Source organism: Gallibacterium salpingitidis (assembly GCF_030517105.1).
Classification (GTDB): domain Bacteria; phylum Pseudomonadota; class Gammaproteobacteria; order Enterobacterales; family Pasteurellaceae; genus Gallibacterium; species Gallibacterium salpingitidis.
This window is the reverse complement of record NZ_CP103875.1, coordinates 1990176-2004026: the sequence shown is the minus strand read 5'-3', so window position 1 is coordinate 2004026 and position 13851 is coordinate 1990176. Positions and strand designations below refer to the sequence as shown.

Sequence of the window (13851 nt, the reverse complement as noted above, 5' to 3'; positions counted from 1 at the left end):
TCTTTTATCTATTAAACCAATTATTTTACACAATACCCTGAGCCAACATTGCATCTGCTACTTTGCGGAAACCAGCAATATTTGCGCCATTTACATAGTTGATATAGCCGCTGCTTTCACTACCGTTGGCAACACAGTTTTCATGGATGTTTGCCATAATATCAAATAAGCGTTGATCCACTTCTTCTCTTGACCAAGAAAGGCGAATAGCATTTTGGCTCATTTCTAAACCTGAAGTGGCAACACCGCCGGCGTTACTCGCTTTTCCTGGAGCATATAGAATTTTCGCATCAATAAATGCAGTTACTGCACCAAGAGTTGATGGCATATTGGCGCCTTCTGCTACGCAAATACAGCCATTTTGTAATAAGGTTTTTGCATCATCTGCATCGAGTTCATTTTGGGTAGCGCAAGGTAGTGCGACATCACAAGGAACAGACCAAGGTTTTTGGTTAGCAAAATAAGCTAAACCTTGTTCTTTCGCATAAACCGCAATACGTTCACGACGGACTTCTTTTAATTCAATTAAAGCGGCAAGTTGTGCTTCTGTCATACCACTATCCGGGAATTTTACATAGCCATTAGAATCCGACATAGTCAGAACTTTTGCTCCTAACTGAATCGCTTTTTCTGCCGCATATTGTGCTACATTGCCTGCGCCGGAAATTAATACGCGTTTGCCTTCAATAGTTTCTCCACGTGTATTGAGCATATGTTGTGCAAAATAAACTGTACCGTAACCTGTTGCTTCAGGACGAATTAAACTTCCGCCATAAGTTAGCCCTTTACCAGTTAAGACTGAGGCAAATTCATTACGGACACGTTTATATTGACCAAATAAATAACCAATTTCACGCCCACCAACCCCAATATCGCCAGCGGGAACATCTAAATCAGCACCAATATGACGCGATAATTCCGTCATAAAGGCTTGGCAGAAACGCATCACTTCAGCATCAGATTTACCTTTAGGATCAAAGTCTGAACCGCCTTTACCACCGCCCATTGGCAAGGTAGTAAGTGCATTTTTAAATACTTGTTCAAAGGCTAAGAATTTTAAAACGCCAAGATCAACAGTTGGATGGAAACGTAAACCACCTTTATATGGACCAATTGCGGAATTCATTTGAATTCGATAACCACGATTGACTTGAACTTTACCTTGGTCGTCAACCCAAGAAACGCGGAACATTACAATACGCTCTGGTTCAACAATACGTTCTAAAAGGCTATCTTGTGAATATTTAGGATTTTTTGCAAGGAATGGAGCTAGACTACTGAATACTTCTTCTACTGCTTGATGAAATGGTGCTTGACCAGGATCCCGTTGTTTAATTTTTTCAAATAAAAGTGTTAAGTCATACATAGTTGTTTTCCCTATTGTTGTTGTGTTTGATACTGTTGACAGTCTAACAAGCATAATGATCACTTGACCAGCATCTTTAACAAAAACAGAAAACGCATTATGTTTCATATAAATAATGCTAATTTTTTTGCATTTTGTGTAATTTCAGGCGGTATTTAGACAACGGAGAAAGAAAAAAGCTGCCCCCGGAGGACAGCTTTAAGATATGTAGTTAAGAGAATCTACATTACATAGATTGGGTAAAGGTACGAGTAATAACGTCTTGTTGTTGCTCTTTAGTTAAAGAGTTGAAACGTACTGCGTAACCTGAAACACGAATGGTTAATTGAGGATATTTCTCAGGATTTTCCATCGCGTCTAATAACATTTCACGATTCATTACGTTCACATTTAAGTGTTGACCGCCTTCGACAGTCGCTTCGTGGTGGAAGTAACCATCCATTAAGCCTGCAAGGTTACGTTTTTGAGCTTCGTAATCTTTACCTAACGCATTTGGTACGATTGAGAAGGTGTAAGAAATACCATCTTTCGCATACGCAAATGGAAGTTTAGCAACAGATGTTAATGAAGCAACCGCACCTTTTTGGTCACGTCCATGCATTGGGTTCGCACCTGGTCCGAATGGAGCACCAGCACGACGACCATCAGGAGTATTACCAGTTTTCTTACCGTAAACTACGTTAGAAGTAATAGTTAATACAGATTGAGTTGGTACTGCATTACGATAAGTTTTAAGTTTTTGAATTTTCTTCATGAAACGTTCAACTAAGTCGCAAGCGATTTCATCAACGCGGCTGTCGTTGTTACCGAATTGTGGATATTCACCTTCGATTTCGAAGTCGATAGCAACATCTTTCGCTACTACATTACCATCTTTATCTTTGATGTCGCCACGAACTGGTTTAACTTTCGCATATTTAATTGCTGAAAGTGAGTCAGCAGCAACAGATAATCCAGCGATACCACAAGCCATAGTACGATACACATCACGATCATGTAATGCCATTAATGAAGCTTCGTAGCTGTATTTATCGTGCATATAGTGGATGATATTTAATGCAGTGACGTATTGTCTTGCTAACCAATCCATGAAGCTGTCCATACGAGTCATTACATCGTCGAAGTCAAGGTATTCAGTTTTGATTGGATCAGTTTTTGGACCAACTTGCATACCGTTTTTCTCATCAATACCACCATTGATTGAGTAAAGCATAGTTTTCGCTAAGTTTGCACGAGCACCAAAGAATTGCATTTGTTTACCAACAACCATTGGGCTTACGCAGCAAGCGATCGCATAGTCATCATTGTTGAAGTCTGGACGCATTAAATCATCGTTTTCATATTGAACAGAAGAAGTATCAATAGAAACTTTTGCACAGAAACGTTTGAAGTTTTCTGGTAATTTTTCAGACCAAAGAATAGTCATATTTGGTTCTGGTGATGGACCCATTGTATAAAGGGTATTTAAGAAACGGAATGTATTTTTAGTAACTAAAGTACGTCCGTCTAAGCCCATACCACCAAGAGATTCTGTTGCCCAAATTGGGTCGCCAGAGAATAATTGATCGTATTCTGGAGTACGTAAGAAACGTACCATACGTAATTTCATTACTAAGTGGTCAATTAATTCTTGTGCTTGTTCTTCAGTGATTTTACCTGCTTTAAGGTCACGTTCGATATAGATATCTAAGAATGAAGATACACGACCGAATGACATTGCAGCACCGTTTTGTGATTTAACAGCGGCTAAGTAACCGAAGTAAGTCCATTGTACAGCTTCTTTTGCGTTAGTTGCTGGACCAGAAATATCACAACCATAAGTTGCAGCCATTTGTTTGATTTGGCCTAATGCACGATGTTGTTCAGCAATTTCTTCACGTAATTGGATAGTCATTTGTAAATCTTCGCCACTTTCTAAGCGAGGTTGTAGTGAAGTAAATTGTTTGAATTTGTCAGCCATTAAGAAGTCGATACCGTAAAGTGCAACACGACGGTAGTCACCGATAATACGACCACGACCATAAGCATCTGGTAAACCAGTTAACACACCAGATTTACGGCAGCGTAAGATATCTGGAGTATAAACATCAAATACACCTTGGTTGTGAGTTTTACGATATTCAGTAAAGATTTTCTTCACTTGTGGATCAAGTTCACGACCATAAACTTTACATGAACCTTCCACCATTTTGATACCACCAAACGGGATAATTGCACGTTTTAATGGAGCATCAGTTTGTAAACCAACGATTTGTTCTAACTCTTTCTCAATGTAACCAGCTGGGTGAGAAATGATAGTTGAAGGGATATCTGTATCGAAATCAAGAGGTTCGTGAGTACGGTTTTCCTCTTTGATACCTTCCATTACTTTGTTCCAAAGCTTAGTAGTTGCTGCAGTTGCGCCAGCTAAGAATGATTCGTCACCTTCATAAGGGGTGTAGTTACGTTGAATAAAATCACGTACGTTTACATTTTGTTGCCAGTCGCCAGCTTCAAAACCAGCCCATGCTTTTTGTTGTTGCTCAGTTAATTGAGTCATAATCGTTTCCTTCATTAAATGAATAATAAAAAATAAATCTTTAGTGCGCTTTGGCTAAGAAGCGATGGAATAAGCCAATACAAATCGCACCACCAACAATATTACCTAATGTCACTGGGATAAGGTTTTTCACAATAAAGTGATACATATCAAGATCAGCATAAAGTGAAGCATCAATACCCAAGTGCTGCCAAAATTCAGGATTGCTATAGTGAGCAGTAATAATGCCCATTGGAATCATAAACATATTTGCTACGCAGTGTTCAAAACCGGAAGCAACGAACATTCCAATTGGTAAAATCATAATAAATGCTTTATCGGTTACAGTACGACCAGAGTAAGCCATCCACACTGCAACACAAACCATAATGTTACATAAGATTCCTAAAGAGAATGCTTCTAACCAAGTATGGTGAATTTTATGTTGTGCAGTTTTAAGAATGGTTAAACCCCATTGTCCGTCCGCCGCCATAGTTTGACCCGCAAACCAAATTAAAGCGACGATAATTAGGCTTCCTGCAAAGTTACCGAAATAAACCACTAACCAATTACGCAACATCTGTGCAGTTGTAATACGCCCAGAAGCTTTTGCGGTAATAGTTAAAGTAGAAGAAGTAAAAAGTTCTGTCCCTAGAATAACCACCATAATTACGCCAAGGGCAAACACTAAACCGCCAACCAATTTAGCGAGACCCCAAGAAGCGTTATTTAATCCTGTTTGAGTAGTGGTATAAAAAACAAATGCTAGTGCAATACATGCGCCAGCAGAAATGCCTGATGCAAAGGATAGAAAAGGTTTTTTTTGTGCTTTATAAGCGGCAACGTCTTCCGCAAGATTTGTCATTTCTGTTGGATTCAGTGCTACTGTTGTCGCATCTTTCATAAAGACGATTTCCTTTTTCAAAAAAATTTTATATTTTCAAAAAATTTCGGTAATTATAAAAATTTTTGAAAAAAATACATAGTAATTTTATGGATAGATTTTATCCTTTTGCATTGTAGTTGATACAGATCAAATTTTAAATAGAGGTATGCTGACGATGTTAAAAAAGTGTTATTAAACAATGATCTAAAGTTTTCTACGCTTTTACAAGCATAACAAAAAAATTTTTTTTATAATAAATGCTGATTGGTTTGAGCATTTTAGATAATTGTATTGTCTAAGCGGCGTTTTTTTATTATTTAGGAGAAAGTGTTATGACAACTGAAACCATTTTTAGCAAAATTATTCGTAAGGAAATTCCGGCTGATATCGTTTATCAAGATGAGCAGGTAACAGCTTTTCGTGATATCGCACCACAAGCACCAACTCATATTCTTATTATTCCTAATAAAATTATTCCAACCGTTAATGATGTGACTGCTGAAGATGAACAAGTATTAGGACATCTTTTTGTTGTAGCAGCGAAAATTGCCAAAGAACAAGGTATTGCCGAAGACGGTTATCGTTTAATTGTGAATTGCAATAAACATGGTGGACAAGAAGTATTTCATTTACATATGCACTTAGTAGGCGGTAAACAGCTTGGTAAAATGTTGCCGTAATCAGTTTAGAGGATTATTTGGATGTCAGAATTATTGATTGCCTTTATTTTAGGTTGTGTTGAAGGATTAACCGAATTTTTGCCTGTATCATCAACAGGACATATGATTATTGCAGGGCATTTCCTCGGCTTTGAAGGGGAAAAAGCCGCAACTTTCGAAGTGATTATTCAATTGGGTTCCATTTTAGCGGTCATTTTTGTCTATTGGCGCAAAATGTTTGGTCTAATTGGTATTCATTTTGGTGAGAAAGTTGATCGTAGCCAACCGCATTTAAATTTAATCCATATTATTTTAGGAATGATTCCGGCGGTGGTATTAGGCTTAGTCTTTCATTCCTCGATTAAAGCATTATTCAATATTCATAATGTGATTGGTTCTTTAGTGGCTGGTGGGATTTTATTAATTCTGGCAGAAAAATTTAGACCGCAAAAAGCATATGCAGAAGAAGTCGATCAAATTAGCTATCGTCAAGCTTTTGCGATTGGTTTATTTCAATGTTTAGCTTTATTTCCAGGTTTCTCGCGTTCTGGTGCAACCATTTCTGGTGGTTTGTTAATGGGAGTTGGTAAAAAAGCTGCGGCGGAATATTCTTTCATCTTAGCAGTGCCAATGATGATTGGTGCAACAGGCTTGGATCTGTATAAGAGTTTACCATTCCTTTCTATGAGTGATTTACCAATGTTTGCGGTTGGTTTTGTCACAGCATTTATTGTTGCAATGATAGCGATTAGAACGTTCTTACATCTTATCGGTAAGATTTCGTTTGTATCTTTTGCGATTTATCGTTTTATTTTGGCATTATTGTTGGCGTGGATAGTGTTGGCATAAGAGGACAACAGGGTGAAATATAAAAACTTACGCGAATTTATTGCATTGCTGGAACAACAAGGGGAACTGAAACGTATTTCCCATGAAATTGATCCTTATTTAGAAATGACAGAAATTGCGGATCGAACTTTGCGTAAAGGCGGTCCAGCGTTGTTATTTGAAAACCCTAAAGGATTTGCTATGCCAGTGCTTTGTAACCTATTTGGTACTGCAAGACGTGTAGCCTTAGGAATGGGGCAAGAAGATGTGAGTGCATTGCGTGAAGTAGGGAAGTTATTGGCATTTTTGAAGGAACCTGAACCGCCAAAAGGGCTTAAAGATCTGTTCAACAGTATTTCGCAATTTCGCCCTGTGTTGAATATGCCAACTAAAACGATTAACCATCCATCTTGCCAAGATGTGGTATGGAAAGATGATGAGGTTGATTTATATCGTTTGCCTATTATGCAATGTTGGCCTGATGATGTGGCGCCATTAGTTACGTGGGGATTAACTGTTACCAAAGGGCCGTATAAAAAACGACAAAATTTAGGGATTTATCGTCAGCAATTGATTGGTAAAAATAAATTGATTATGCGTTGGCTTTCTCATCGTGGCGGTGCATTAGATTTCCAAGAGTGGCAGGAAGTGCATCCAGGTGAGAAATTCCCAGTGGTAGTAGCATTAGGGGCGGATCCGGCAACGATTTTAAGTGCGGTAACGCCAATTCCAGATACGTTGTCTGAATATGCTTTTGCTGGATTGTTGCGCGGCAATAAAACAGAAGTGGCAAAAGCATTAAGTTGTGATTTGGAAATCCCTGCTGGCGCAGAGATCGTGTTAGAAGGTTATATTGATCCCGAAGAAAAAGCTTTGGAAGGTCCGTATGGCGATCATACAGGCTATTACAATGAACAGGAGTATTTCCCTGTCTTTACCGTCACCCATATTACGATGTGTAAAGATCCGATTTATCACTCAACTTATACTGGTCGCCCACCTGATGAACCAGCAGTGTTAGGTGAGGCGTTAAACGAAGTCTTTATTCCGATTTTACAAAAACAATTTCCTGAGATTGTTGATTTCTATTTACCGCCGGAAGGCTGTTCTTATCGGTTGGCGGTGGTGACAATGAAAAAACAATATGCCGGTCATGCGAAACGAGTAATGATGGGCGTTTGGTCGTTTTTGCGCCAATTTATGTACACAAAATTTGTCATTGTTTGTGATGATGATGTGAATGCAAGAGATTGGAAAGATGTGATCTGGGCGATCACTACACGTTGTGATCCTGCTCGTGATCTTACTTTAGTTGAGAATACGCCTATTGATTATCTTGATTTTGCTTCCCCTGTTGCTGGTTTAGGTTCAAAAATGGGTATTGATGCGACCAATAAATGGCCGGGAGAAACACAACGAGAATGGGGCAGACCGATTAAGAAAGATCCAGCAGTAGTAGCGCGAATTGATCAAATTTGGCAAGAGCTTGGTATTGAATAATTGATTAGTTTGAATGATAGCAATAATTACCATGTAACTGACTACTCATTCCATTCTTTTATGTGATACCATGAGTGAGTTTTTTCAGACACAAGACACAATAAAGGAGTAAATTCATGTCTCAACTCGACGCACTACGTAAAATAACTGTGGTTGTAGCAGATACTGGTGATATCGAAGCAATCAAAAAATACCAACCACAAGATGCGACAACAAATCCATCACTTGTATTAAGCGCTTCCCAATTACCACAATATGCTTCATTAATCGACGAAGCGGTGGCTTATGCGAAAAGTAAAAGTACAGATAAGGCACAACAATTAATTGATGCTGAGGATAAATTAGCCGTTAATATTGGATTAGAAATTCTTAAAATCGTCCCAGGACGCATTTCAACAGAAGTGGATGCTCGTCTTTCTTATGACACGCAAGCAACAGTAGAAAAAGCACGTAAATTAATTGCTCTTTATAACGAAGCAGGAATCAGCAACGATCGTATTTTGATTAAAATTGCCTCAACTTGGCAAGGAATTCGTGCTGCAGAAATCTTAGAAAAAGAAGGCATCAACTGTAACTTAACCCTATTATTCTCCGAAGCACAGGCTCGTGCTTGTGCTGAAGCGGGCGTTTACTTAATTTCTCCATTTGTAGGTCGTATTTTAGACTGGTACAAAGCAAATGGAGATAAGAAAGAGTTTGCTCCAAGTGAAGATCCAGGTGTGATTTCAGTAACTAAAATTTATAACTACTACAAACAATATGGTTATAAAACTGTAGTAATGGGAGCAAGCTTCCGTAATATTGGTGAAATTACTGAATTAGCTGGTTGCGATCGTTTAACGATTTCGCCAGCGTTGTTAAAAGAGTTACAAGAAAACAATGCGGAATTACCGCGTAAATTGGATTATCAAGGTGCAATATTACCACGCCCAGCAGCGATGACAGAAGCTGAATTCTATTGGCAGCACAATATGGATGCAATGGCAGTAGAAAAATTAGCAGAGGGTATTCGTAAATTTGCGGCAGATATCGAAAAATTAGAAGCGATGTTAAGCGCAAAATTGTAATTCATTGCTTATTGATACGGTAATACAGTAAGATAACCGTAATATCATTGCAGAAAAGCGTTGGTGTTAATTATTCTCCTTACCCAACGCTTTTTATTTTACTTTCTGCTCATCTTTAGCATACTTTTAAGCTATAATGCTGCCCATTTGATGTTGTTAAAAAGATAGTTGAAGCGTCCGATGAAAAAATATTATTCATTCTTATCTCTGTCGATTCTCTCGGCGTTGTATAGCCAGACCAGCTATGCAGATCTCACTACTCAATGTTTACTTGGTGTGCCTCATTTTACTGGTGAAGTGGTAAAAACTGATCCAAATGAATTACCTGTTTATATTGATTCAGATCAGGCGGAAATTAATCAGCCTAATAATGCGTTGTATAAAGGTAACGTACAAATTGAGCAAGGTAATCGCAAGTTGCAAGCGGATTCGGTATTTGTTGAACAGAAAGGGGACAAACAAGATCCGCAACGTTATGCTTATGTAAATGGCAATATGAATTATCAGGATAATTTGGTTCATGTGGTGGGAGAGAAAGCAGATATTCATCTAAATTCGCAGGATGCCAATATTTATCAATCAAATTACCAATTTGTTGATCGTCAAGGACGTGGAGATGCAGAAAAAGCCGAATTGCGTCAAGATTATCGTTTGTTAAAGAATGCGACTTTTACCTCATGTTTACCAAATAATAATTCATGGAAATTACGTGCTTCAGAGATGAAACAGCATATTAAAGAGGAGTATGCTGATCTGTGGAATGCAGTATTTTATGTAAAAGATGTTCCAATTTTTTATTTCCCATATATGCAATTCCCAATTGGTGATCGTCGTCGCTCAGGTTTATTAATGCCTGATTTTGGTACTACTAGTACAGATGGTTACTATTACGCACAACCGATCTATCTTAATTTAGCACCAAATTATGATATGACAGTAATACCAAAATATATGAGTCGTCGTGGTTGGCAATTATTAGGTGAAGCGCGTTATTTGAATATTTTGGGCTCAGGCACGATTGCAGGAGAATATATTAAAGAAGATCGTTATGATGACTATCAAGCAAAAAATAAACCAAGGTATCTTTTCTTCTGGAGAAATGGTGGCTCTTTATGGGATAACTGGCGTTTTAATGTCAACTATACCAAAGTCAGTGATCGTCGTTATTTTAATGACTTTACCTCGCCTTATGGAACGAGTACCGATGGCTATGCTACGCAAAGTTTTGCTTTAAGTTATTACCAACCGAATTACAATCTCACTGTATCAGCAACACAATTCCAAGTGTTTGATACAGTATCAGTTGGCCCATATCGTACTTTACCGCAGATCGATTTTAATTATTATCGTGATGGTTTAGCGAATGATTTGCTTGATTTCTCTCTCTATTCACAAGCAGTGCAGTTTAAAAACGATAGTGACAAAATGCCAACAGCATGGCGTTTCCATATGGAACCAACTTTGACTATGCCGCTCGCTAATCGTTATGGCAGCTTAAACTTAGAAACGAAATTGTATGCAACGCATTATTCGCAAAAGAAAGGAACTGCGGATGATGCTGCGGAAGTAGAAAGCTCTGTGAATCGTGTGATTCCTCAATTTAAAGCGGAAGTAGCGACGGTGTTGGCATCAAATAAAACTTTGTTTGATGGTTATACACAGACCATAGAACCGAAAATCCAATATGTATATAGACCTTATCGTGATCAAAGCCAAATTGGTACTGACAGTTATAGCTATTTAGGTTTTGGTTATGATTCGATTTTATTGCAACAGGATTTCTATTCATTATTTAATGATCGACGTTATAGTGGTTTAGATAGAATTGCTTCGGCAAATCAAATTACTATTGGCGGTACCACACGTTTCTTTGATAAAAATGCTGAGGAACGTTTTAATCTCTCTTTAGGACAAATTCTTTACCTTACACCATCAAGAATCGATGATAACCCAAATAATAAGACACAAAGCAGCTCATCTTCTTGGGCGGCGGAGGCGAACTGGAAAATCAGCGATAAATGGAGTTGGAAGGGTGGTTATCAATACGATACTTTGTTTAAAGAGACATCTTTAATGAATACCGCGTTAGAGTACCGCCCATCAGCTGAGAATCTCATTCAACTTTCTTATCGTTATGTTAGCGAGAAATATATCGATCAGAATTTAACAGGTAGCAATGTCTATAATCAGAAAATCAGCCAAGTAGGAATGGCAACCGCGTGGCAGATTAATGATAATTGGGCAGTAGTAGGACATGTTTATCAAGATATTTCGTTGAATAAACCGGTAGAGCAATATATTGGTATTGAATATCGTACTTGTTGTTGGAAAGCGAATTTTGGTGCAAGACGTTATTTAACCGCACCAAAAGATGGACAAACTTACTCTAATCGTAATGATACTTTCTACAAAAATTCATTCGGTATTAACTTTGAAATTTCAGGGTTAGGTTCTCGTCATGGCAGCAGTATCAGTAAGATGTTAGGTACCGGTATTATTCCATATACCTCACCATTTAGTTTACGTTAAGAGAAAACCCCATATTTAAAAAGAATATGGGGTTCTTCATAGCTATAATTGCTGACTATTTTTTATGTTGATCACATTGACAATCGTGAGTGTGGACAATCATATGCCCCATTTTTTCTGCTTTCACAGTGAGATAACCTGTATTGTAGCGATTCTCTCCAACATTTAGTGGTACACGTTCAACGACGTTAATACCAGCCTGTTTCATCGTATTAATCTTTTCTGGATTATTGGTTAATAAGCGGATTGCTTTTACTCCTAATAATTCAAACATTTCCGCACAAACACTGAAATCACGTTCATCTTCTTTAAAACCAAGTGCAAGATTGGCTTCAATGGTGTCCATTCCCTGATCTTGTAATGCGTAAGCACGAATTTTATTAATTAAACCAATACCGCGACCTTCAGCACGATGGTAGATTAAAACACCACGACCAGCTTCGCTAATTTGTTTTAATGCAGTTTGTAATTGGAACCCACAATCACACTTCAAGCTATGTAATGCATCCCCTGTTAAACATTCTGAATGGATTCTTGCCAGTACAGGTTCACCGTTAGCAATATCACCGAGGACAAGTGCAACATGTTCTTTATGGGTTTCTGGATGTTCAAAGCCGATAATTTTAAAAATGCCGAATTCTGTTGGTAAGTTTGCTTGAGCAACAAGTTCAATTTTTGCCATGCTGTATCCTTAATATCTATTTATTTATGGCGTAATGTGGATCGAATATAAATATAAAAGGTCGTCATTATATACATTATTTTGTTATTTTGTCGTTACTTTTTGTTGATTATTGTATAACAAGCGTTGGATTGATCTGGAACCTTAGTAAAGGCATAAAAATAAGATATAATTCGGGCGGTTTAATTAACTTTAGTGGGTATATATATGTTATACGGAATTGATATTGGCGGTACAAAAATTGAATTAGCGGTATTTAATCAACAATTGGTAAAACTACATAGTGAGCGAGTGGATACACCACAAACCAGCTATGAAGATTGGTTAAATGCGGTGGTGCAATTAGTAGAAAGAGCGGATCAAAAATTTAATTGTAAAGGTACAGTAGGGATTGGTGTGCCAGGTTTTGTACGACGTGATACCGGTATGGCTGAAATTACCAATATTCGTGTTGCAGATAATCAACCCATTATTCGTGATTTAACTGAGCGTTTACAACGAGAAGTACGGGTAGAAAATGATGCCAATTGTTTTGCGCTCTCTGAAGCATGGGATGCCGATGGTAAACAATATTCAACCGTATTAGGCTTGATCATTGGTACTGGTTTTGGTGGTGGTTTAATCTTTAATGGCAAAGTACATTCTGGTAAAGTGGGCATGGCTGGCGAAGTGGGGCATATCCAGCTTAATTATCATGCTTTAAAATTATTGGGATGGGATAAGGCGCCAATTTATCGTTGCGGTTGTGGGAATGAAGCTTGTTTAGATACCTATCTTTCTGGACGTGGCTTTGAGTTGTTACATAATGATTTACTTAAAGAAAAACTACCCGCAAAAGAAATTATTCAACGTTTCTATCAAAATGATGCGAAAACAGTAGAATTTGTCGATAAATTTATTGAATTAATGGCAATCTGTTTTGGCAACTTAATTACTGTATTAGATCCAGATGCCATTTTCTTAGGTGGCGGTCTATCGAATTTTGATTATATCTATGAAGCGTTGCCAAAACGTTTACCTAAACATTTAATGCGCAGTGCGGTTGTACCAGCAATTTTAAAAGCAAAACATGGGGACTCAGGTGGTGTTCGTGGTGCGGCAGCGCTGTTTTTAAGTCGAGATTAATTAATATGGAGAAGTAAAAATGATGAAAAAAGTATCAATGTTAGCAAGTGTGGTAATGGCATTATTATTATCAGCTTGTAGTCAATTGTCGTTTCCAGGTGCGTCATCTGAAGCTAAAAGCGTATCTGATGCGCAAACAAAAGAGAATGCACAGTTAACAGCGCTCAGAGAGAGTGCATTAAAATTACCTATGTTCATTTATGAAACAGGCAAACAGTCAGCTACTGCTTATTTTAACCAGCAACAAATTGTATTTATTGAAATAAAAGATCAACAACAAAAAATAGAACATATCTATTTAAAAAATGGTCGTGTTGCTACTGTCGTCAATAACAAACACGTTTACGACTTTAGTAAAGGCAAGTTGAATAATGAAGAATTAGCAGTTGAAAAAGCAGCCGAAAAATGGGTGCAAAAATTAAGTTATAACTCCGCAGATCGCAATATTTCTGCTGTTCGTACTGGTGATGAAGCAAAATTAAATTATTTATGTATTGCTAAAGTGCAACAAGTTGCCGGAACGAAAAAAGTATTACGTACTTCAGCAAATAGTGCACAAAGTACATCTCGCCTAACCGCTTCAATGCGTTTAAACGGCAATCAATTTTACCAAATGGATTGCGTGCTCGCCGGAGATCGCGTTGAGAAATTAAGTTTAATCGCGAAGTAATTAATAAATTGAGAGGATAAC

11 protein-coding genes are annotated in these 13851 nt (G+C 37.8%); 7 read left to right on the top strand and 4 right to left on the bottom strand.

Annotated features, from left to right (window positions below; translation table 11 throughout):
• Positions 1-25 precede the first annotated feature (25 nt).
• The 3 genes from gdhA to focA form a co-directional block, all read right to left on the bottom strand.
• A complete protein-coding gene (gene gdhA / locus NYR30_RS09605) occupies positions 26-1366 on the bottom strand; it encodes an NADP-specific glutamate dehydrogenase (RefSeq protein ID WP_066421192.1) in 1341 nt (446 codons plus the stop codon).
• 226 nt (positions 1367-1592) lie between these two features.
• Positions 1593-3905, bottom strand: a complete 2313-nt coding sequence (pflB, locus tag NYR30_RS09600) for a formate C-acetyltransferase (protein ID WP_066106129.1) — start codon at positions 3903-3905, stop codon at positions 1593-1595.
• A gap of 40 nt (positions 3906-3945) precedes the next feature.
• Complete coding sequence (focA, locus tag NYR30_RS09595) at positions 3946-4788, bottom strand: formate transporter FocA (RefSeq protein ID WP_066421190.1); 843 nt, start codon at positions 4786-4788, stop codon at positions 3946-3948.
• Between the two features lie 314 nt (positions 4789-5102).
• On the opposite strand from focA, the gene hinT reads away from it, so the two are divergent.
• From hinT to lptD, 5 genes are all read left to right on the top strand, one after another.
• Positions 5103-5450 carry a purine nucleoside phosphoramidase gene (hinT, locus tag NYR30_RS09590; protein ID WP_066106134.1) on the top strand — a complete coding sequence of 116 codons (348 nt, stop codon included), beginning with the start codon at positions 5103-5105 and terminating at the stop codon, positions 5448-5450.
• A 21-nt stretch (positions 5451-5471) separates the two neighbouring features.
• Positions 5472-6278 (top strand): undecaprenyl-diphosphate phosphatase, encoded by an 807-nt coding sequence (bacA, locus tag NYR30_RS09585; protein ID WP_066106136.1) that lies wholly within the window; start codon positions 5472-5474, stop codon positions 6276-6278.
• A 12-nt stretch (positions 6279-6290) separates the two neighbouring features.
• Positions 6291-7757: a 4-hydroxy-3-polyprenylbenzoate decarboxylase gene (gene ubiD / locus NYR30_RS09580; RefSeq protein WP_066421187.1), complete on the top strand. Its 1467-nt coding sequence runs from the start codon at positions 6291-6293 to the stop codon at positions 7755-7757.
• Between the two features lie 116 nt (positions 7758-7873).
• On the top strand, positions 7874-8824 hold the full coding sequence (tal, locus tag NYR30_RS09575) for a transaldolase (RefSeq protein ID WP_302500788.1): 951 nt from the start codon (positions 7874-7876) through the stop codon (positions 8822-8824).
• A 180-nt stretch (positions 8825-9004) separates the two neighbouring features.
• Positions 9005-11353 carry an LPS assembly protein LptD gene (lptD, locus tag NYR30_RS09570; RefSeq protein WP_066422310.1) on the top strand — a complete coding sequence of 783 codons (2349 nt, stop codon included), beginning with the start codon at positions 9005-9007 and terminating at the stop codon, positions 11351-11353.
• A gap of 55 nt (positions 11354-11408) precedes the next feature.
• On the opposite strand, the gene ribA is transcribed toward lptD, so the two are convergent.
• Positions 11409-12035, bottom strand: a complete 627-nt coding sequence (gene ribA, locus NYR30_RS09565; RefSeq protein WP_066422309.1) for a GTP cyclohydrolase II — start codon at positions 12033-12035, stop codon at positions 11409-11411.
• Positions 12036-12242: 207 nt separating this feature from the next.
• Here ribA and nagK point away from each other — a divergent pair, with 207 nt between their 5' ends.
• Positions 12243-13160, top strand: a complete 918-nt coding sequence (gene nagK / locus NYR30_RS09560) for an N-acetylglucosamine kinase (protein WP_066112979.1) — start codon at positions 12243-12245, stop codon at positions 13158-13160.
• Positions 13161-13179: 19 nt separating this feature from the next.
• Positions 13180-13830 (top strand): hypothetical protein, encoded by a 651-nt coding sequence (locus NYR30_RS09555; RefSeq protein WP_066422308.1) that lies wholly within the window; start codon positions 13180-13182, stop codon positions 13828-13830.
• Positions 13831-13851: the final 21 nt, after the last annotated feature.